The organism is Pseudomonas sp. RIT-562 (assembly GCF_026241895.1).
Taxonomy (GTDB): Bacteria; Pseudomonadota; Gammaproteobacteria; order Pseudomonadales; family Pseudomonadaceae; genus Aquipseudomonas; species Aquipseudomonas mandelii_F.
Genome location: NZ_JAPJIV010000008.1, coordinates 52675 through 73756, shown reverse-complemented (window position 1 = coordinate 73756; position 21082 = coordinate 52675). Strand labels below are relative to the sequence as shown.

Genomic DNA, 21082 nt, shown 5'->3' with positions numbered 1-21082 from the left:
CTGACAAGATGCGGCCATTATCGTGAAAATGCCTGAACGAGACCCTGCCATGAGTGAAGAGATCCTGATCAACATCACGCCGATGGAATCGCGCGTGGCGGTGGTTGAAAACGGTGTTCTGCAAGAGGTCCACGTCGAGCGTACGCAAAAGCGCGGGATCGTCGGCAACATCTACAAGGGCAAGGTCGTTCGGGTATTGCCGGGGATGCAGGCAGCATTTGTCGACATCGGCCTGGATCGTGCCGCCTTCATTCATGCCTCGGAAATTTCCCTGCGCGAAGGTCCTGCGGTCGAGAGCATCAGTGCGCTGGTGCACGAAGGCCAGAGCCTGGTGGTGCAGGTGACCAAGGATCCGATCGGTTCCAAGGGCGCACGCCTGACCACCCAGCTGTCGATTCCATCGCGCTACCTGGTGTACATGCCGCGCACCGCTCATGTCGGCATCTCCCTGAAAATCGAAGATGAAGGCGAGCGCGAGCGGCTCAAGCAGGTGGTCACCGACTGCGTGGCCAAGGAAGGGATCAAGGAAGCCGGTGGCTTCATCCTGCGTACCGCCGCAGAAGGCGCCGGTGCCGACGAAATCCTCATGGACATCCGTTACCTGCGCCGGCTGTGGGATCAGATCAACGAACAGATCAAGACGATCGGCGCGCCGAGCGTGATCTACGAAGACCTCGGCCTGGCACTGCGCACCTTGCGCGACCTGGTCAGCCCGAAGATCGAGAAGATCCGCATCGACTCCCGGGAAACCTTTCAGAAAACCACGCAGTTCGTCGCGGAACTCATGCCGGAAATCGCCGATCGCCTGGAGCACTACCCTGGCGAGCGGCCGATTTTCGACCTGTACGGCGTCGAAGATGAAATTCAGAAGGCCCTTGAGCGCAAAGTCCCGCTCAAGTCCGGGGGTTACCTGGTAGTCGATCCGGCGGAGGCCATGAGCACCATCGACGTCAACACCGGGGCCTTTGTCGGGCATCGCAACCTCGAAGAAACCATCTTCAAGACCAACCTCGAAGCCGCCACCGCCATTGCTCGCCAGCTGCGCCTGCGCAATCTGGGCGGCATCATCATCATCGACTTCATCGACATGGAAGACGAAGAGCACCAGCGCCAGGTCCTGCGCACTCTTGAAAAGCAGCTGGAACGCGACCACGCCAAGACCAACATCATCGGCATCACCGAGTTGGGCCTGGTGCAAATGACCCGCAAGCGTACCCGTGAAAGCCTCGAACAGGTGCTGTGTGAGCCCTGCAGCAGCTGCCAGGGGCGGGGCAAGCTGAAGACTCCGGAAACCGTTTGTTATGAAATCTTCCGGGAGATTCTGCGCGAGGCTCGCGCCTATCAGGCGGAGGGCTATCGTGTATTGGCAAACCAGAAAGTCGTCGATCGCCTGCTTGACGAAGAGTCGGGCAATGTCGCCGAACTTGAAGGGTTTATCGGTCGCACAATCCGTTTCCAGGTGGAAACCATGTATTCGCAGGAACAATACGACGTGGTGTTGCTCTGAACCCTTACGTTGTAAATCGCCTGGAACAGCTGGTCTCAGCCTTCTGCAGAATTAACGCCATGGGAGCCAACTGACATGGACCGTCTGACACGCATCTTGGCTGCACTGACCCGCTGGGGTCTGAGCCTGTGCGCGTTGGCTTTGGTGCTGATGGCGCTCTACGTCAGCCTCGGTCGGGAACTGACGCCGCTGGTGGCCGAATACCGGGCAGAGGTCGAAGCCAAGGCCAGTAGTGCCTTGGGCATGCCGCTGCATATCGGCGAACTGGAAGGTAACTGGAGCGGTTTTGCGCCGATCCTGCTGGCTCATGATGTGATGCTCGGCGAAGGGGCGAACGCCCTGCGCCTGGATCAGGTGCGCGCCGTGCCCGACATCTGGGCCAGTCTGCTGGCTCGCGAGGTACGCCTGGCACATCTCGAACTCAACGGCCTGAAGATCAGCCTCAAGGAAGGCGAGGATGGTCATTGGGCGCTGGAGGGGTTGCCGGTCCAGCAGGATCAGCCGCTGGACCCTGAGCAACTGCTCAACCGCATGCAGATGGTCCAGCAGCTCTCGGTTCTTGATAGCCAGGTGACCTTGCAGCCACTGGATCATCCACCACTGACCCTGACCTACGTCGGTATGAGCCTCAAGACCGGCAGCTCTCGCCAGCGTCTCGACGCCCGACTCACGTTGCCCGATGGCCAGCCGCTGGCCTTGAACCTGCGTACTCGCCTGCGGGCCAGCGACTGGAAGAACGGCGCGGCAGACGCCTATCTCAGCCTGCCGCAAAGTGACTGGTCGAAATGGCTGCCGGAGCGCCTGACTCAGCAGTGGAACTTTACCGAGATCAAGGCCGGAGGCGAGCTCTGGGTGAGCTGGAGCAGCGGCGCATTGCAGAGCGGGGCGGTGCGCCTGAACGCGCCGCAGATCAAGGGTGCCTACGCCGAGCGCAAGCCGATCCAGATCAACAACCTGGCGCTCAACGGTTACTTCCAGCGCGACTCACAAGGCGTACTCGTCACCCTGGATTCCCTCGCCATGAATCTCGGCGAAACCCGCTGGGAATCACGCCTGCAACTCAAGCAGACAGGGGCCGGTGATAGCACCCCGGAACTGTGGCACCTGCAAGCCGATCGCCTCGATCTCACGCCGATCACGCCGCTGCTCAACGCGCTGGGGCCGTTGCCTGAAAGCGTCGCCACGGCGGTCGAACGCCTGAAGGTGACCGGGAGCCTGCGTAACGTACTGCTCGACTTTCGGCCAACGGTTACCGACAACAGCAAATTCAGCTTCGCCGCCAACCTCGACCGGGTTGGTTTTAATGCCTATCACGGGGCTCCGGCGGCGCGCAACGTCAGCGGCAGCATCAGCGGTGACCTGGGGCAGGGTGAGTTGCGCATGGACAGCAAGGATTTTTCCCTGCACCTGGACCCGATTTTCGCCAAGCCCTGGCAGTACATCCAGGCCAACGCCAAGCTGACCTGGAAAATTGATAAAGAAGCCTTCACCCTGATTGCGCCCTACCTGAAAGTGCTGGGGGAGGAAGGCAAGATTGCCGGTGACTTCCTGATCCGCCTGCATCTTGATCACTCCCAGGAAGACTACATGGACCTGCGGGTCGGCCTGGTGGACGGTGATGGCAAATACACCGCCAAGTACCTGCCGACTGTGTTGAGCCCAGCGCTGGACGAATGGCTGCGCACGGCGATTCTCAAGGGCGCCGTCGACGAAGGTTTCTTCCAGTACCAGGGCTCGCTGGCCCACGGTGCCGGGGATGCCGATCGCAGCATCAGCCTGTTTTTCAAGGTGCATGACGCCGAACTGGCCTTTCAGCCGGGGTGGCCGCACGTAAGCAAGGTCAGCGGTGATGTGTTCATCGAAGACAGCGGGGTGCGGATTGTCGCCAGCAAGGGACAGTTGCTCGACACCCAGGTTCGCGATATCTACGTCGACATCCCTCATGTCGCTGCCGGCAAGAGCAGTCACCTGTTGCTCGACGGCGCGTTTGCCGGTGGCCTGGGCGATGGCCTGAAAATTCTCCAGACGGCGCCGATCGGTACTGCCGAGACCTTCGCCGGCTGGGAAGGCGAGGGCGATCTGCAAGGCAAGTTGAAGCTCGATATCCCCTTGGCCAAGGGTGAACAGCCGAAAATCCTGGTCGACTTCAAGACCGCCAAGGCGCGTCTGAAACTCAGCGAGCCGGCGCTGGAGTTGACCCAGCTCAAGGGCGATTTCCGGTTCGATAGCACCAAGGGCCTCAGCGGTCAGAACATCACGGCGCGGGCCTTTGATAAACCGGTCTCCGCGCAGATTTTTGCCGATGGCAGCGCTGGCAACCTCAAGACTCGGGTGACCGCATCTGGTCAGGTCGAGGTGAAAAAACTCACCGACTGGTTGGCCGTCACCCAGCCGCTGCCGGTTTCCGGGGTGATCCCCTATCAGTTGCAACTCAACCTTGGCGGCGCCGATAGCCAGTTACTGGTCAGCTCCAACCTCAAGGGTGTTGCTGTTGATCTGCCGGCGCCGTTTGGCATGGGGGCGGATGTGGGGCGCGATACCACGTTCCGCATGACCTTGCAGGGAGAAGACCGGCGTTACTGGGTCAATTATGGTCAGTTGGCGAACTTCACTTATGAAGCGCCGGCCAACAATTTTGCCGAAGGCCGTGGCGAATTGCTGCTGGGTGGCGGTCAGGCCGTCGTACCCGGCGCCAAGGGCCTGCGCGTGCGTGGCTCACTGCCGGAGCTGGACGTAGGGCCTTGGAAAGACCTGGCGGACAAGTATGCCGGCCAGGATCCTGGCGGCAGTGCCAAGCAGTTGCTCAGCAGCGCCGACCTGAAGATCGGCAAGCTCAGCGCCATGGGCACGACCCTGGATCAGGCGTCGGTGCAGTTGAATCGCCGGCCGGCCACCTGGGCCCTGCAGCTCGACAGTCAACAGGTCAAGGGCACGGTTGCTATCCCGGATGCCAAGGGCGCGCCAATCGCCATCAATCTCCAGTACGTGAAGTTGCCAGCGCCCGATCCGACTGTCCTCGCCGATGAAAACTCGCCGGATCCGCTGGCCACCGTGGACCCGACGAAAATTCCGGCGCTGGAGATCACCATCAACCAGCTGTTCCAGGGTAAGGACCTGGTCGGCGCCTGGTCGCTGAAGATCCGGCCTACCGCCAAGGGTATCGCCCTCAATACGCTGGACCTGGGGCTCAAGGGCATCCTGCTGCAGGGCAGCGGTGGCTGGGAAGGTACGCCAGGCGCATCAGCCAGCTGGTACAAGGGCCGCATCAGCGGCAAGAATCTTGCCGACGTGTTGAAGGGCTGGGGGTTCGCGCCGAGCGTCACCAGTGAAAATTTCCATATGGACATCGATGGTCGCTGGCCTGGTTCTCCGGCGTGGCTGGCCACCAAGCGTTTCTCCGGTAGCCTTGATGCATCGCTGAACAAAGGCCAGTTCGTCGAAGTTGAAGGTGGCGCCCAGGCGTTGCGGGTGTTCGGCCTGCTCAACTTCAACTCGATAGGCCGGCGCCTGCGGCTGGACTTTTCCGACCTGTTTGGCAAAGGCTTGAGCTACGACCGGGTCAAGGGCCTGCTGGTCGCCAGTAACGGGGTGTACGTCACCCGCGAGCCGATCCTGATGACCGGCCCATCGAGCAACATCGAATTGAATGGCACCCTGGACCTGGTGGGCGACAAGGTCGATGCCAAGTTGCTGGTGACCTTGCCGGTGACCAACAACCTGCCGATTGCCGCGTTGATTGTCGGCGCACCGGCCATCGGCGGTGCGCTGTTCCTGATCGACAAGTTGATCGGCGACCGCGTGGCGCGTTTCGCCAGCGTCAAGTACACGGTGAAAGGGCCATGGAAAGAACCGAAAATCACCTTCGAGAAACCTTTTTGAAATCATCTGCCTGGTTCGATGGAGTAGCATGACCCTGTAGGTGTCGATTTCAATTCAGGAATACGTCATGTCATTTGCGGTGATTCAAATGGTCAGCCAGAGCGATGTGCTGGCCAATCTGATCCAGGCTCGCCGCTTGCTCGAAGAGGCGGCTGCGGCGGGTGCGAAACTCGCCGTGCTACCGGAAAACTTCGCAGCCATGGGTCGCCGCGACATCGCTGACATCGGGCGCGCCGAGGCTATGGGCGAAGGACCGATCCTGCCATGGTTGAAACAGACCGCCCTCGACCTCAAGTTATGGATAGTGGCCGGCACTTTACCGCTGCCGCCAGTGGATCAGCCGTCGGCAAAAGTGCATGCCTGCTCGTTACTGGTGAATGCCCAGGGCGAAACGGTGGCGCGCTACGACAAGCTCCATCTGTTCGATGTGGACGTGGCGGACAATCGCGGGCGTTATCGCGAATCCGATGACTATGCTTATGGCAGTGGCGTCGTGGTGGCGGATACGCCAGTGGGCCGCGTCGGCCTGACGGTGTGTTATGACCTGCGTTTTCCGGAGCTGTACAGCGAATTGCGGGCTGCCGGCGCAGAGTTGATTACCGCGCCGTCGGCCTTTACTGCGGTGACCGGCGCGGCACATTGGGGTGTGTTGATTCGCGCACGGGCTATCGAGACTCAATGTTATGTACTCGCGGCCGCCCAGGGTGGAACTCATCCGGGACCGCGCGAAACCTGGGGGCATGCCGCCATCATCGACCCTTGGGGGCGCGTGCTGGCCCAGCAGGACCAAGGCGAGGCCGTGCTGCTGGCCGAACGCGATAGCAGCGAACAGGCGTCCATCAGGGCGCGAATGCCGGTATCCAGTCACCGGCGCTTTTTCTCGCAGGGCGCGCAGCGACCTGCCTCGGAATGAACGAATTTAAGGCGTAAAACCTATGAGCGAGTTGTTGTCCTCAGTCAGTGAACACCTCCTGGCACCCGGCGGCGTAACCATCGAGAGCCTGCAGGGTGTGCTCGGCGATCTGGCCGGCCCGGGCATCGATGCCGCCGACCTGTACTTCCAGGGACAGATCTCCGAGTCCTGGGCGCTGGAAGACGGCATCGTCAAGGAAGGCAGTTTTAACCTCGACCAGGGCGTGGGCGTACGCGCGCAGTCCGGTGAAAAAACCGGTTTTGCTTACAGCAACGCCATTACCCTTGAAGCCCTGGGCGCTGCGGCCCGTGCCGCGCGTTCGATCTCCCGTGCCGGGCAGAATGGCAGCGTGCAGGCTTTCACCACCCAGGATGTCGCCCAGTTGTACGGGCCGGATAACCCACTGGAAGTGATGACCCGTGCTGAGAAAGTCGAGTTGCTCAAGCGCATCGACGTTGCAACCCGCGCCCTTGATCCACGCATCCAGCAAGTCACCGTGAGCATGGCCGGTGTCTGGGAACGCATTCTGGTAGCTTCCACCGACGGCAGCCTGGCGGCGGATGTGCGCCCATTGGTGCGCTTCAATGTCAGTGTGATCGTCGAGCAGAACGGTCGCCGCGAACGCGGTGGCCATGGCGGCGGCGGTCGCACCGACTACCGTTATTTCCTCAGCGATGACCGCGCCATGGGCTACGCTCGCGAAGCATTGCGCCAGGCGCTGGTAAACCTTGAAGCCATTCCAGCACCGGCCGGTACGCTGCCGGTGGTGCTGGGCTCGGGCTGGTCCGGTGTGTTGCTGCACGAAGCGGTCGGCCATGGCCTGGAAGGCGACTTCAACCGCAAGGGCAGCTCCGCGTACAGCGGGCGCATGGGCGAAATGGTTGCCTCCAAGCTGTGCACTATCGTCGATGACGGCACGCTGGCCGGTCGTCGCGGCTCGCTGAGCGTCGACGATGAAGGCACCCCGACCGAGTGCACCACGCTGATCGAAAACGGCGTGCTCAAGGGCTACATGCAGGACAAGCTCAACGCGCGCCTGATGGGCGTGGCCCGCACTGGCAACGGTCGACGGGAATCCTACGCGCACCTGCCGATGCCGCGCATGACCAATACCTACATGCTGGCGGGCGAAAGCGACCCGGAAGAAATCATCGCTTCGGTGAAAAGGGGCATCTACTGCGCCAACCTCGGCGGCGGTCAGGTCGATATCACCAGCGGCAAATTTGTGTTCTCCACCAGCGAGGCGTATCTGATCGAGGACGGCAAGATCACTGCGCCGGTCAAAGGCGCCACACTGATCGGTAATGGGCCGGAGGCGATGAGCAAGGTGTCGATGGTCGGCAACGACCTGTCGCTGGACAGCGGCGTCGGAACCTGCGGCAAGGATGGGCAGTCGGTGCCGGTGGGTGTCGGCCAGCCAACGCTGAAAATAGATGCGATCACTGTGGGTGGCACAGGATCGTAAGAACATCCTCTGTAGGAGCTGCCAAAGGCTACGATCTTTTGATCTTGAAAAAGCAAAGATCGCAGCCTGCGGCAGCTCCTACAGGGGCTGCGATAGCTTAACGCAAACCGCGTTGAGTCTCGTCCAGCTCACGGATGTACTTGAAGATTTTACGGCTCGATGCCGGTGGCTTGTTGGTCGCCAGTTCGTGCTGGGCCTGACGGATCAGGGAGCGCAATTGCTGACGATCAGCCTCCGGGTAGTCGAGCACGAACTTCTCCAGGACCGCATCGTCGCCCGCGATCAAGCGATCGCGCCAGCGTTCCAGACCATGGAAACGTTCGTTGTACTGCCGGGTGGAGGCATCGAGTTGATCGAGCAGAACGAGAATGGCGTCAGTGTCCTGGTCGCGCATCAGTTTGCCGATGAACATCAGGTGCCGTTTACGCGCGATATTCGCGGTGTGCTTGGGCGCATCGGCCAGTGCCCGGCGCATGGCGTCGGTCAACGGCAGTTTTGCCAGCAAGTCAGGCTTGAGTGTTGTAAGGCGCTCGCCAAGGTCAACCAGAGCATGCAGCTCGCGTTTAACCTGGGATTTGCTTTTTTCTCCCGTATCGAGGGAGTCGTCGTAAGAATCAACCATGGTGGCCGTCCGCAAAGAAACGCCGCCATGATAACCAGTCGGGGGCCGCTTGTCCGGCCCGGTCGCTCGATGACCCTCGCCGAAAGCAGAATTTGAGTGGAGAACAGCATGAGTGCAGTTGAAAGCGTCGGCCCGCAAGCGTTGCCGGCACTGCAGGAACAAGTCGAGCAGATCATCGCTGAAGCCAAGCGTCAGGGCGCCAGTGCCTGTGAAGTGGCGGTGTCCCTGGAGCAGGGGCTGTCGACCTCAGTGCGTCAACGTGAGGTCGAGACTGTCGAATTCAACCGTGACCAGGGCTTTGGCATCACCTTGTACGTCGGTCAGCGCAAAGGCTCGGCCAGTACTTCGGCGAGTGGTCCAGAGGCCATTCGTGAAACCGTGGCTGCCGCATTGGCCATCGCCAAGCACACTTCCGAAGACGAAGCCTCGGGCCTGGCCGATGCCGCGCTGATGGCCAAGGACCTGAAGGATTTTGACCTGTTCCACCAATGGGACATCACTCCGGAACAAGCCATCGAAATGGCCTTGACCTGTGAAGCAGCAGCATTTGCGGCTGACGGCCGGATCAAGAATGCCGATGGCACCACGCTCAGCACGCATCAGGGCTGCCGCGTCTACGGCAACAGCCACGGATTCATTGGCGGCTATGCGTCGACTCGGCACAGCCTGAGCTGCGTGATGATCGCCGAGGCCGACGGCCAGATGCAGCGCGATTATTGGTACGACGTTAACCGCCAGGGCAATTTGCTGGCTGATCCGGTGAGCATCGGCCAGCGTGCCGCGCAGCGGGCTGCCAGTCGTCTGGGCGCGCGTCCGGTGCCGACATGCGAAGTGCCCGTACTGTTCTCCGCCGAGCTCGCGGGTGGTTTGTTCGGCAGTTTCCTGTCGGCCATTTCCGGCGGCAGCCTTTACCGCAAATCTTCGTTCCTTGAAGGCACTCTGGGTCAGCAGCTGTTTCCTGAATGGCTGACCATTGACGAGCGTCCCCACCTGATGCGCGCCATGGGCAGCTCGGCATTCGACGGCGATGGCCTTGCGACCTACGCCAAACCGTTCGTCGAAAAGGGTGAGCTGGTGTCGTACATCCTCGGCACCTATTCGGGTCGCAAGCTGGGGATGCCGAGCACCGCCAATGCTGGCGGCGTGCATAATCTGTTCGTCACCCATGGCGACGAAGACCAGGCAGCGCTGCTGCGCCGCATGGGTCGGGGCCTGCTGGTCACCGAGTTGATGGGGCAGGGCCTGAACATGGTCACTGGCGACTACTCCCGTGGTGCTGCGGGTTACTGGGTCGAAAACGGCGAAATTCAGTTTGCGGTCCAGGAAGTAACCATTGCGGGCAACATGCGCGACATGTTCAAGCAGATCGTAGCAGTGGGCAATGACTTGGAACTGCGCAGCAACATTCGCACAGGGTCGGTGCTGATCGAGCGGATGACGGTGGCAGGCAGCTAATACTCGCTGCAACACAAAAGGCGCGCCACCCAATCGGGTGGCGCGCCTTTTTTCTGGGCAGCACTAAATCGCCCACTTGGTTTTGTCTCCATACATGGGGTTGTGTTGCTTATCATTATCATCTAATAATAAATCTCATTACCGAATGAGCCCGGATCATGAGTTCTGCCTTGCACGAGCAGCCCTATCAAGAAAGCTGGCGCTGGATGAGTCGCCAGATCCGTTGCGCCATGGACCCTGACGAGCCGCGCCTGATCGAGCATTACCTGGCCGAAGGCCGGTACCTGGCGTGTTGCACCGCGACTTCTCCCTGGACCATCGCCGAAACCTCCTTCCGTTTACTGCTCGACACCGCCGCCGATGTGGCGCTGCCGTGGCACTGGCGCAGTCTGTGTCTTGACCAGGCCTGGCGTCCCCTGCGTGACCTCGAACGCCTGTCCATGTGCAAGTGCCGCCTCAAGCGCTGGCAAAGCTGCACCTGGCAACTGGCGACCTGCGAGTTGCAGCCATCCATTCCTCTAAACGAACTGGTGCAAGGATTTTCTGATGAACAAGACACGTATTGAGCGCGACAGCATGGGCGAATTGAACGTCCCGGTAGACGCCCTGTACGGCGCGCAAACCCAGCGTGCAGTGGACAACTTCCCAATCAGCGGCAAACCGATGCCAGTGCAGTTCATCCGTGCACTGATCCTCGCCAAAGCTGCTGCCGCCCGTGCCAACGTCGGGCTCAAGCAGATCAGCGAGTCCCAGGGCAAAGCCATTGTCGATGCCGCGCAGGGTCTGCTTGAAGGCAATTTCATGCAGCACTTCCCGGTGGACATTTTCCAGACCGGTTCCGGCACCAGCTCCAACATGAACGCCAACGAAGTGCTCGCCACCCTGGCCAGTCGCCTGCTGGGTGAAGCGGTTAATCCCAACGACCACGTCAATTGCGGTCAGAGCAGTAATGACATTATTCCGACCACCATTCACGTCAGTGCCGCGTTGGCGTTGCATGAGCAGCTGCTGCCAGCATTGACGCGGCTGGTGCAGGTGATAGAGCGCAAGGCCGAAGAGGTTCATCACCACGTCAAGACCGGTCGAACTCACCTGATGGATGCCATGCCGGTGCGCATGAGCCAGGTACTCAACGGCTGGGCGCAGCAACTGCGAGCCAACATCGAGCACCTTCAGGATCTGCTGCCGAGCCTGCAATCCCTGGCTCAAGGCGGTACCGCAGTCGGCACCGGGATCAATGCCCATCCTGAGTTCGCGGCGCGTTTCAGCGAGCAGCTGAGCAAGTTGACCCTGGTGGAATTCACACCCGGCAAGGATCTGTTTGCCCTTATTGGCTCGCAGGATACGGCGGTCAGCGTGTCCGGCCAGTTAAAAGCCACCGCTGTCACCTTGATGAAAATCGCCAACGATCTGCGCTGGATGAACTCCGGTCCCTTGGCCGGCCTCGGCGAGATCGAACTTGAAGCCTTGCAGCCCGGGTCTTCGATCATGCCTGGCAAGGTCAATCCGGTGATCCCGGAAGCCACTGCGATGGTGGCTGCGCAGGTGATCGGCAACGACACGGTGATCACCATCGCCGGCCAGTCGGGCAATTTCGAGCTCAATGTGATGCTGCCGATCATCGCCCAGAACCTGTTGAGCAGCATTGAGTTGCTGGCCAACTCCAGCCATCTGCTGGGTGAAAAAGCCATTGCCAGCTTCAAGGTCAACGAAGCCAGGATCAAGGAAGCGCTGGCGCGAAACCCGATTCTGGTCACTGCCCTGAACCCGATCATCGGATACCAGAAAGCCGCTGAAATCGCCAAGAAAGCCTATCAGCAAGGCCGCCCGGTCATCGATGTCGCCCTTGAACACACTGACCTGACGCGCAGCCAGCTTGAGCTTCTGCTCGACCCGGTAAAGCTCACCGCAGGCGGCGTGTAATAACCGCTACCGTTTTGGAGGCTCACCATGGAGCACTGGAAACGCACGATCGAAAGAGCAAATCGCTGTTTCATGCAGGGCGAGCTGGTCGATGCCCGCGAGGCTTACTTGCAGGCATTGGCGCTGGCCCAGGTGTTGTTCGAGCGCTGGGCCGATGCCGACGAAGCGGTGGCCGCCTGCGTCATTTCCCATCACAACCTGGCGGATCTGCACCTGCGTCTAAATCAGCCGGAAGAGAGCGCCGAGTACCTGTGCGCCATTCACCAGCGCTTGCTGCAGACCATGCAGGACACGCGACTGACCCCAGCCTTGCGCGAAGCCGCACTGCGCCAGAGCAGCAAGACCTACGTCGAGCTGCTGAATTTCATCAGCGAGCACGGTGAATACCCGCGGACCCACCGGCTGCTGCACATCGACGCCGTTTCAACTGCCAACCGGCCTGCGCCTTTTCATCATGGAGTTCATTGAACATGGCTTTTACCTTGCCCGCCTTGCCTTACGCCTACGATGCCCTGGAACCGCACATCGATGCCAAAACCATGGAGATCCACTACACCAAGCACCATCAGACCTACATCAACAACCTGAACGCCGCCGTCGAAGGCACCGAGTTCGCTGAATGGCCGGTGGAAAAACTGGTGTCCGCCGTGCAGCAGCTGCCGGAAAAACTCCGTGCGGCGGTGATCAACCAGGGTGGCGGTCATGCCAACCATTCGTTGTTCTGGGAAGTCATGGCTCCTCACGGTGGCGGCGCACCCGACGGCGCGCTGGCGAAGGCCATCGACGAGCAACTGGGCGGGCTCGAGAGTTTCAAGGAAGCCTTCACCAAAGCTGCACTCACCCGGTTCGGCAGTGGTTGGGCGTGGCTGAGTGTGACTCCGCAGCTGACTCTGGTCGTGGAAAGCAGCGGCAACCAGGACAGCCCGTTGATGAATGGCAATACGCCGATCCTTGGCCTGGATGTCTGGGAGCACGCGTACTACCTGCAGTACCAGAATCGTCGCCCGGAATACATCAACGCGTTCTACAACGTGATCAATTGGCCCGAAGTCGCGGCGCGCTACAAAGCGGCCCTGGGTTGAATCCACAATGAAAAACCACCAGGGCTGATTATGGGCACTGAAGCGCTGGCGATCGGAAGTGGACGGATGTTTCGTTACGCATTGGGATCGCTGTTACTGCTGGCGGGCATGTGCCTGCTGGTCGCCCAGGGATTGGCGTGGCTGAATCTTGAGCCGAAACTGTTGCGCGCATTGCAGGGCGGGGCAATCTGCGCGCTGGGTACTGCCCTGGGCGCAGTGCCGGTGCTGGTGATTCGCCGTATGCCCCAAGCGGTGAGCGATACGCTGCTGGGTTTCGGCGCCGGGGTGATGCTGGCGGCGACAGCGTTTTCACTGATCGTACCGGGCATTTCCGCCGCCGAAAGCCTCGGGCTCACGCCTTGGGCGGCCAGTGGACTGATCAGCCTTGGCATCATGCTCGGGGCTTTCGGCTTGTACCTGCTGGACCGCAAGGTTTCCGGAGCCAGTCCGCAAATGCTGGTCGGCACGCTGGAGCGCCCAGTGATTGCGCCGCGGATCTGGCTGTTCGTGTTTGCGATTATTGCCCACAACATCCCTGAAGGCATGGCGGTGGGTGTGTCAGCCGGGGGCGGGATGGCCGATGCGGACAGCCTGGCGATGGGTATCGCGCTGCAGGATGTGCCGGAAGGGCTGGTGATTGCGCTGGTGCTGGCAGGTGCGGGGATGTCACGAGTGAAGGCATTCCTGATCGGTGCGGCGTCAGGGTTGGTCGAGCCGGTTTTTGCGTTGTTGTGCGCGTGGCTGGTTAGCCTGGCCGAACTACTGTTGCCGCTCGGCCTGGCACTGGCGGCCGGGGCCATGTTGCTGGTGGTTACCCACGAAGTGATCCCCGAGTCGCGGCGAAATGGTCACGACAAGCTGGCGAGCTTGGGGTTGCTGATCGGGTTTTGTCTGATGATGGTGATGGATACTGCTTTGGCTTGAGAATCAAAAGATCGCAGCCTGCGGCAGCTCCTACATGGATCGCGCTCCACTGTAGGAGCTGCCGCAGGCTGCGATTTGTTGATCTTTACGAGCCTTCGTCGAAGTAGTTATTGATCAACGCCACCAGCGCAGCCAGCGCTTCGTCCGCCTGCTCGCCTTCCGTACTCAAGTGGATCTTGGTGCCCTTGCCAGCCGCCAGCATCATCATCGCCATAATGCTCTTGCCGTCCACTGTGGTTTCCGGCGTGCGTCCTACCCTGATCGTGCAGTCCTTGAACTGTCCGGCAACCCCGACGAATTTTGCAGAAGCGCGAGCGTGCAGGCCCAGCTTGTTGATGATTTCGATTTCCAGAGCAGGCATCGCGATGTGAATCCTTTAGCTGAGGTCGCGGTGGCGGACCTGGACGTTCTTCAGGGATTGTTGCAGAACCTGACCCAGACGTTCGGTCAGGTAGACGGAGCGGTGATGCCCGCCGGTGCAGCCAACGGCAATGGTGACATACGCACGGTTGCTGGCAGCGAAGCGTGGTAGCCATTTGAGCAAGTAGGTGGAAATGTCCTGGAACATCTCCTCGACATCCGGCTGCGCAGCCAGGTAATCGGCTACCGGCTGATCGAGCCCGGACTGTTCGCGCAATTCAGGTTTCCAATACGGGTTGGGCAGGCAGCGCACGTCAAACACCAGATCGGCATCCACCGGCATGCCTCGCTTGAAGCCGAAAGATTCGACCAGGAACGCGGTGCCAGGCTCTGGCTGGTTCAACAAGCGCAGCTTGATGGTATCGCGCAACTGATACAGGTTCAGGTTGGTGGTGTTGACCTTTAGGTCGGCCAGGTCGGCGATCGGCCCCAGCAGATTGGACTCGTCCTGAATCGCCTCGGCAAGCGAACGATTGGCGTTGCTCAGCGGATGGCGGCGTCGGGTCTCGGAAAAACGCTTGAGCAGAGTTTCCTCGTCGGCGTCCAGGTACAGCACGTCACACTTGATATGGCGGCTGCGCACTTCCTCCAGCAATTCGGGAAAGCGTGACAGATGGCTCGGCAGGTTGCGCGCGTCGATGGACACGGCAACCAGCGGTTGCGCCAGCTCGGTATGGATCAGCGCGCGTTCGGCCAGTTCGGGCAAGAGCCCGGCAGGCAGATTGTCGATGCAGTAGTACCCGCTGTCTTCAAGGACATCGAGCGCGGTACTTTTACCGGAGCCGGAACGGCCGCTGACTATGATCAGGCGCATGATTAATGACCGTTCTGCTCGTCCAGGACAACCTGGTACAAGGCTGCATTGCTCGGGGCGCTGCGCAGTTTTTCGCGCACTTCCTTGCGATCAAGCATGCTGGCGATCTGGCGCAATAGCTCCAGGTGCGCATCGGTGGCGGCTTCCGGGACCAGCAGCACGAACAGCAGGTCTACCGGTGCGCCGTCGATAGCGTCGAAATCGATGGGGGCGTCAAGATGCATCAGGGCGCTGACGGGTGAGGTACAGCCCTTGAGGCGACAGTGGGGGATGGCGATGCCGTTGCCAAAACCGGTCGAGCCGAGTTTTTCACGGGCGATCAAGGCCTCAAAGACATCTTGCATCTCCAGATCCGGGACTTCTTTATGGATAAGGTTGGCAATTTGCTCGAGGGCTTTCTTTTTACTGCCGCCCGGCACGTTCACGAGGGAACGGCCGGGGGTCAGGATGCTTTCAAGTCGGATCATGGGTTGGGAGTGTTAACGACCGGTCGCGCCCTGGAGGAGGCTCTGGGTCTTTTCCTTATGCTTTTTGAGTTGGCGATCCAGCTTGTCGGTCAGCAGGTCGATGGCGGCATACATGTCCGTATGCTCGGCATTGGCGACCACTTCTCCGCCGGGGATATGCAGCGTGGCTTCGATTTTCTGCAGCAGCTTCTCGACGTTCATCGTGACTTGCACGTTGGTTATCTTGTCGAAATGCCTTTCCAATCGGTCGAGTTTTTCGCCGATGTAGGTGCGCAGGGGTTCGGTCACTTCCAGTTGGTGTCCACTGATGTTGACTTGCATACAGCTTCTCCTTCGTTGCCAGTGCATAAAGCGGTAGACCAGATGATCTACCACTGGAACGCTGTGGCGTGGCTCTACATCAACCGCTTGCGTTCGCTCGAAGGCGCGATCCCAAGGGATTCGCGGTACTTGGCGACGGTGCGGCGAGCCACCTGAATGCCTTGTGCCTCCAGTAAACCAGCGATCTTGCTGTCACTCAACGGCTTTTTCTGATTTTCCGCAGCAACCAGTTTTTTGATGATCGCGCGGATCGCCGTGGACGAGCATTCGCCGCCTTCCGAGGTGCTGACGTGACTGGAGAAAAAGTATTTCAGTTCATAAATACCCCGTGGGGTATGCATGAATTTCTGCGTGGTCACTCGCGAAATCGTCGATTCGTGCATGCCGACCGCTTCGGCGATGTCGTGCAGTACCAGTGGCTTCATGGCTTCGTCGCCGTACTCCAGAAAACCGCGCTGATGCTCGACGATCTGGGTGGCAACTTTCATCAGGGTTTCGTTGCGGCTCTGCAGGCTCTTGATGAACCAGCGGGCTTCCTGCAACTGATTGCGCATGAAGGTGTTGTCGGCGCTGGTGTCAGCGCGACGAACGAAGCCGGCGTATTGGGCGTTGACCCGCAATTTGGGCACCGACTCCTGGTTGAGTTCCACCAGCCAGCGCTCGTTGTCTTTGCGCACGATCACGTCCGGGACCACGTATTCGGCCTCGCTCGACTCGATCTGCGAGCCGGGGCGCGGGTTGAGGCTTTGGACCAGTTCGATCACCTGGCGCAGCTCATCTTCCTTGAGCTTCATGCGGCGCATCAGCTGGCTGTAGTCGCGGCTACCCAGCAGGTCGATGTAGTCCGTGACCAGGCGCTTGGCTTCAGCGAGCCAGAGGGTCTTGGCGGGCAGTTGGCGCAATTGCAGCAACAGGCATTCGCCGAGGTTGCGCGCAGCGATGCCGGCCGGTTCGAATTGCTGGATGCGGTGCAGGACGGCTTCGATTTCGTCCAGCTCGATGTCCAGTTCCGGATCGAAGGCTTCGAGGATTTCCTCGAGGGTTTCGTCCAGATAGCCCTGATTGTTGATGCAGTCGATCAGGGTGACGGCGATCAAGCGGTCGGTGTCGGACATCGGTGCGAGGTTCAGCTGCCATAGCAGGTGGCTTTGCAGGCTTTCGCCGACCGAGGTGCGGGTGGTGAAGTCCCACTCGTCGTCATCGTTGCTAGGCAGGCTGCTGGCGCTGGTTTGGTAGACGTCTTCCCACGCAGTGTCGACCGGCAGCTCGTTGGGAATGCGCTCGTTCCAGTCGCCTTCCTCGAGATTGTCTACCGTCGGCGCCGTCTCCTGATAGGAAGGCTCCGAAACATCGGCGTTGGGTTGCTGCTCGGCTTTGTCGGCCAAGGGATCGGCATTATCGAAGTCGTCGCCGTCTTCCTGGCGTTCGAGCATCGGGTTGGACTCCAGCGCCTCCTGGATTTCCTGCTGCAGGTCCAGGGTCGACAATTGGAGCAGGCGGATGGCCTGTTGCAGCTGCGGTGTCATCGTCAGCTGCTGGCCCATTCTCAAGACTAGCGATGGTTTCATGGCAGGGGCTTAAACCTTATTCGCCGGCGCGCATGCGCCATCCACTACAGGGCGCCGAAGCGCCAAACTTAAGCAAATTATATGCCCGATATTGCAGTGTTTGCCTAGAGCGCTGTAACAATAAAAAAGTATTGATTTTTTCAGAGTCACAGGCGCTCGGGGGGTTGGCCAGGCACCTTAGCGTTTACAGGCGGAATTCGTGGCCCAGATACACTTCCTTGACCAGGTCGTTGGCCAGGATAGTGGCAGAGTCGCCCTCGGCAATCAGCTGGCCATCGTTGACGATGTAGGCTGTCTCGCAGATGTCCAGGGTCTCGCGCACGTTGTGGTCAGTGATGAGCACGCCGATACCTTTGGCCTTCAGGTGGTGGATGATCTGCTTGATATCACCCACCGAGATCGGGTCCACGCCGGCGAAAGGTTCATCGAGCAGGATGAACTTCGGGTTGGTCGCCAGTGCCCGGGCAATCTCCACACGGCGCCGCTCGCCGCCGGAAAGGCTCATGCCGAGGTTGTCGCGGATGTGGCTGATGTGGAATTCCTGCAGCAGGCTTTCCAGTTCCTTGCGACGACCAGCCTTGTCGAGTTCCTTGCGGGTCTCGAGGATGGCCATGATGTTATCGGCCACCGACAATTTGCGGAAGATCGACGCTTCTTGCGGAAGATAGCCGATACCGGCTTTGGCGCGACCGTGCATTGGCTGGTGGCTGACATCCAGGTCGTCGATCAGTACGCGGCCCTGATCAGCCTGTACCAGGCCAACGATCATGTAGAAGCAGGTGGTCTTGCCGGCGCCGTTGGGGCCAAGCAGGCCGACGATCTGACCGCTGTCGATGGACAGGCTGACGTCGCGTACGACCTGACGACTTTTGTAGGCCTTGGCCAGATGCTGGGCTTTCAGGGTTGCCATTAATTGGCCTTTTTCTGGTCGTTTTTCGGCTTGGGCTGGATCACCATGTCAATGCGCGGACGCGATTCGGTGACTTTGTTGCCCGTGGCACGGCCGGCGCTTGCCAGCTTCTTCTCGGTGTCGTAGACGATTTTCTCGCCCTGGGTGACGTTGTTGTCCTTGTCGATGACCTTGGCGCGATCAATCAGCACGACGCGGTTCTGCGAGGCGTGATACTGGATCGTGACGCCGTAGCCCTGGACAGGCTTGGTGTCGCCCTGGGTCTGCAGTTGTTCGAAGTAAGCCAGGTTGCCCACCGAGGTCACGACGTCGATGTCGCCTGCCGGAGTACGGGTGATGGTCACGGTATTACCGGTCACCTTCATGGAACCCTGGGTGATGATGACGTCGCCTTTATAGGTGGCGATGCCGTTCTTGTCGTCCAGTTGGGCGTCGTCGGCCTGAATGCGGATAGGCTGCTCTTGATCGTTCGGCAGAGCCCAGGCGCTCACGCTTCCCAGTGCTGCGCCCAGGCTGAGCAAAATAGGGAGGGTTTTAACGAGCCTCATACTGTCCTCTTACGTTCGATAGCAGGTGTATCCTGCTTTCTTTCAAATACGCCTTCATTCCCGTACCAGTCGACACGCCACCGGCGCCGTCGATTCTAACGGGTTGCTCCGTCTGCGCATATTGCTGCTTTGGGAACACGGTCATGCGGGTGGTGGTAATCAGGGTCTTGCGGTTTTTCTCGTCGAAACGTGTGATACGCACCGAGTCGATCAGTTCCACCTCTGTACCATCGGGATTCACTTCACCGCGTTCACTCTGGACGTGCCAGGGAAACTCGGTACCGCGAAACATGTTCAGGTCCGGGTTGGTCAGCAGCGTTACTTCCGTGGCTTTAAGGTGTTCGACCTTGTCCGACGTCATCTCATACTGCAGCTTGCCATCGGGCAGGTACTGCACGCTATGGGCGTTCAGGGCGTAATAGTCGATCGCGGTTTCATCGACCGCCACCGTCGGCTGGTCGAGGAAGCGTTCAGGGCTGATGTTCCAGTAGCCGACCGCAGCGAAAATCGCGGCGATGCAGCCGAACAGCAGTATGTTGCGAAACTTTTTGCTCAGCATAGTTGGCTCACAGGTACGCGGCGTTTGCCGCATCGAGGCGGCCCTGGGCGCGCAGGATCAATTCGCAGAACTCGCGAGCGGCACCTTCGCCTCCACGGGCTTGGGTGATGCCATCGGCATGTTCTCGCACGAAGCTGGCCGCGTTGGCCACCGCCATGCCCAGGCCGACGCGGCGTATCACCGGCAGGTCGGGCAAGTCGTCGCCGAGGTAGGCGACTTGCTCATAGCTTAGGCCGAGTTGGCCAAGAAGTTCGTCCAGCACCACGAGTTTGTCTTCGCGACCCTGGTACAGATGGGGAATGCCGAGGTTTTTCGCCCGGCGTTCGACCACCGGGGTCTTGCGACCGCTGATGATAGCGGTCTGGACGCCGGCTGCCATCAACATCTTGATGCCTTGGCCGTCGAGGGTGTTGAACGTCTTGAATTCACTGCCGTCTTCCAGGAAGTACAGGCGTCCATCAGTGAGGACTCCGTCGACGTCGAAGATGGCCAGCTTGATGTTCTTGCCACGTTGCAGCAGATCGTTGCTCATTACATGACTCCTGCGCGCAGCAGGTCGGAGAGGTTGAAGGCGCCAATCGGGCGATCCTCCGTATCTACGACCACGAGGGCGTTGATTCGGTTGTCTTCCATGATCTTCAGGGCTTCGGCGGCAAGCATCTCGGCTCGCGCGGTCTTGCCGTGAAGGGTCATGACCTGGTCAATGGTGGCGTGATGAATGTCGATGGCGCGATCCAGGGTGCGGCGCAGGTCGCCGTCAGTGAAGATCCCGGCGAGCTTCCCATCGGCTTCCAGTATCACGGTCATGCCCAGGCCCTTGCGAGTCATTTCCATCAGCGCGTCCTTGAGCAGGGTGCCGCGCTGAACCTGGGGCAGGGCGTCCCCGGCATGCATCACGTTCTCGACTTTGAGCAGCAGGCGGCGGCCAAGTGCCCCACCGGGGTGCGAAAAAGCGAAATCTTCCGCCGTGAACCCCCGCGCTTCCAGCAATGCGACGGCCAGCGCGTCGCCCATGACCAACGCTGCGGTGGTCGACGAGGTGGGAGCCAGGTTCAGCGGGCAGGCTTCATGCTCGACCTGCACGTTGAGATTGACCTCGGCGGCCTTGGCCAGTGTCGAGTCAGGGTTGCCGGTCATGCTGATCAGCTGGATGCCCAGGCGCTTGATCAGCGGCAGCAAGGTCACGATTTCAGTGGTCGAGCCGGAGTTCGACAGGGCCAGGATGATGTCGTCCCGGGTGATCATGCCCATGTCACCATGGCTGGCTTCGGCCGGGTGGACGAAAAACGCCGTAGTCCCGGTGCTGGCCAGGGTCGCGGCAATCTTGGTGCCGATGTGCCCGGATTTTCCCATGCCGACCACGACGACACGGCCTTTGCTGGCCAGAATCATCTCGCACGCGCGTACGAAATCTGCGTCGATGCGTGGAAGCAAGCCTTGTACGGCTTCCAGTTCGAGACGGATGGTGCGTTGTGCCGATTGAATAAGGTCGCTGGATTGGCTCATGTCGGAAATCGTATAGCCTGATGAAAAGGCGGCGATTATAGCGGTTATGATCGAAACCCTCACGCTAGTTCGTCGTGCTTTGTCATTCCCTGTTACGTAATCCCCTCGGTCCGAGTCTTTTGACCTGTCATGCAGCTGAACATAGCCCGGCTTTAGCCTTGGGCGCCAAGCGCTTGCAGTGATATAGTTCGCCGCCAGT

The 21082-nt window shown here is 60.1% G+C and carries 21 protein-coding genes; 10 read left to right on the top strand and 11 right to left on the bottom strand.

Annotated elements, in window-relative coordinates; translation table 11 throughout:
• Positions 1-49: 49 nt before the first annotated feature.
• From rng to tldD, 4 genes are all read left to right on the top strand, one after another.
• Entirely contained in the window at positions 50-1507 is a 1458-nt protein-coding gene (gene rng, locus ORL50_RS12490; RefSeq protein ID WP_247290642.1) for a ribonuclease G, read from the top strand.
• A gap of 75 nt (positions 1508-1582) precedes the next feature.
• Positions 1583-5386 carry a YhdP family protein gene (locus ORL50_RS12485; protein ID WP_266014988.1) on the top strand — a complete coding sequence of 1268 codons (3804 nt, stop codon included), beginning with the start codon at positions 1583-1585 and terminating at the stop codon, positions 5384-5386.
• A gap of 67 nt (positions 5387-5453) precedes the next feature.
• Complete coding sequence (locus tag ORL50_RS12480) at positions 5454-6299, top strand: carbon-nitrogen hydrolase family protein (RefSeq protein WP_266014985.1); 846 nt, start codon at positions 5454-5456, stop codon at positions 6297-6299.
• A 22-nt stretch (positions 6300-6321) separates the two neighbouring features.
• Entirely contained in the window at positions 6322-7764 is a 1443-nt protein-coding gene (gene tldD, locus ORL50_RS12475; RefSeq protein WP_266014982.1) for a metalloprotease TldD, read from the top strand.
• Between the two features lie 97 nt (positions 7765-7861).
• Here tldD and yjgA read toward each other — a convergent pair whose 3' ends face one another.
• The gene (yjgA, locus tag ORL50_RS12470; protein ID WP_045061465.1) at positions 7862-8386 is read right to left on the bottom strand and encodes a ribosome biogenesis factor YjgA; all 525 of its coding nucleotides are present in this window, start codon (positions 8384-8386) and stop codon (positions 7862-7864) included.
• A gap of 108 nt (positions 8387-8494) precedes the next feature.
• Between yjgA and pmbA the strand changes: the two genes are divergently transcribed.
• The 6 genes from pmbA (at position 8495) to ORL50_RS12440 (ending at position 13770) form a co-directional block, all read left to right on the top strand.
• Entirely contained in the window at positions 8495-9841 is a 1347-nt protein-coding gene (gene pmbA, locus ORL50_RS12465; RefSeq protein ID WP_266014979.1) for a metalloprotease PmbA, read from the top strand.
• 158 nt (positions 9842-9999) lie between these two features.
• Complete coding sequence (locus tag ORL50_RS12460; RefSeq protein ID WP_266014976.1) at positions 10000-10407, top strand: FagA protein; 408 nt, start codon at positions 10000-10002, stop codon at positions 10405-10407.
• Positions 10388-11764 (top strand): class II fumarate hydratase, encoded by a 1377-nt coding sequence (locus ORL50_RS12455; RefSeq protein ID WP_266014973.1) that lies wholly within the window; start codon positions 10388-10390, stop codon positions 11762-11764. The genes ORL50_RS12460 and ORL50_RS12455 overlap by 20 nt, the downstream gene beginning before the upstream one ends.
• A gap of 27 nt (positions 11765-11791) precedes the next feature.
• Positions 11792-12232 carry a DUF2753 family protein gene (locus tag ORL50_RS12450; protein ID WP_266014970.1) on the top strand — a complete coding sequence of 147 codons (441 nt, stop codon included), beginning with the start codon at positions 11792-11794 and terminating at the stop codon, positions 12230-12232.
• Between the two features lie 2 nt (positions 12233-12234).
• Complete coding sequence (locus ORL50_RS12445; protein WP_266014967.1) at positions 12235-12846, top strand: superoxide dismutase; 612 nt, start codon at positions 12235-12237, stop codon at positions 12844-12846.
• Positions 12847-12876: 30 nt separating this feature from the next.
• Positions 12877-13770: a ZIP family metal transporter gene (locus ORL50_RS12440; RefSeq protein WP_266014965.1), complete on the top strand. Its 894-nt coding sequence runs from the start codon at positions 12877-12879 to the stop codon at positions 13768-13770.
• 85 nt (positions 13771-13855) lie between these two features.
• Here ORL50_RS12440 and ORL50_RS12435 read toward each other — a convergent pair whose 3' ends face one another.
• From ORL50_RS12435 to ORL50_RS12390, 10 genes are all read right to left on the bottom strand, one after another.
• The gene (locus ORL50_RS12435; protein ID WP_266014962.1) at positions 13856-14131 is read right to left on the bottom strand and encodes an HPr family phosphocarrier protein; all 276 of its coding nucleotides are present in this window, start codon (positions 14129-14131) and stop codon (positions 13856-13858) included.
• Between the two features lie 15 nt (positions 14132-14146).
• Positions 14147-15004 (bottom strand): RNase adapter RapZ, encoded by an 858-nt coding sequence (rapZ, locus tag ORL50_RS12430; RefSeq protein WP_266014959.1) that lies wholly within the window; start codon positions 15002-15004, stop codon positions 14147-14149.
• A 2-nt stretch (positions 15005-15006) separates the two neighbouring features.
• Positions 15007-15471, bottom strand: coding sequence for a PTS IIA-like nitrogen regulatory protein PtsN (ptsN, locus tag ORL50_RS12425; protein ID WP_109627983.1), 465 nt, complete (start codon positions 15469-15471; stop codon positions 15007-15009).
• A gap of 12 nt (positions 15472-15483) precedes the next feature.
• Positions 15484-15792, bottom strand: coding sequence for a ribosome hibernation-promoting factor, HPF/YfiA family (hpf, locus tag ORL50_RS12420; protein WP_003178005.1), 309 nt, complete (start codon positions 15790-15792; stop codon positions 15484-15486).
• A gap of 74 nt (positions 15793-15866) precedes the next feature.
• Complete coding sequence (locus ORL50_RS12415) at positions 15867-17360, bottom strand: RNA polymerase factor sigma-54 (protein WP_266014945.1); 1494 nt, start codon at positions 17358-17360, stop codon at positions 15867-15869.
• A 184-nt stretch (positions 17361-17544) separates the two neighbouring features.
• Positions 17545-18270: an LPS export ABC transporter ATP-binding protein gene (lptB, locus tag ORL50_RS12410; protein ID WP_266014942.1), complete on the bottom strand. Its 726-nt coding sequence runs from the start codon at positions 18268-18270 to the stop codon at positions 17545-17547.
• Positions 18270-18818 (bottom strand): lipopolysaccharide transport periplasmic protein LptA, encoded by a 549-nt coding sequence (gene lptA, locus ORL50_RS12405; protein ID WP_266014939.1) that lies wholly within the window; start codon positions 18816-18818, stop codon positions 18270-18272. The genes lptB and lptA overlap by 1 nt, the downstream gene beginning before the upstream one ends.
• On the bottom strand, positions 18805-19377 hold the full coding sequence (gene lptC, locus ORL50_RS12400) for an LPS export ABC transporter periplasmic protein LptC (RefSeq protein ID WP_266014935.1): 573 nt from the start codon (positions 19375-19377) through the stop codon (positions 18805-18807). The genes lptA and lptC overlap by 14 nt, the downstream gene beginning before the upstream one ends.
• A 7-nt stretch (positions 19378-19384) precedes the next feature.
• Positions 19385-19909, bottom strand: coding sequence for a KdsC family phosphatase (locus tag ORL50_RS12395; RefSeq protein ID WP_266014932.1), 525 nt, complete (start codon positions 19907-19909; stop codon positions 19385-19387).
• The gene (locus ORL50_RS12390) at positions 19909-20883 is read right to left on the bottom strand and encodes a KpsF/GutQ family sugar-phosphate isomerase (protein ID WP_266014929.1); all 975 of its coding nucleotides are present in this window, start codon (positions 20881-20883) and stop codon (positions 19909-19911) included. Before ORL50_RS12390 ends, ORL50_RS12395 begins: the two co-directional genes overlap by 1 nt.
• Positions 20884-21082 lie beyond the last annotated feature (199 nt).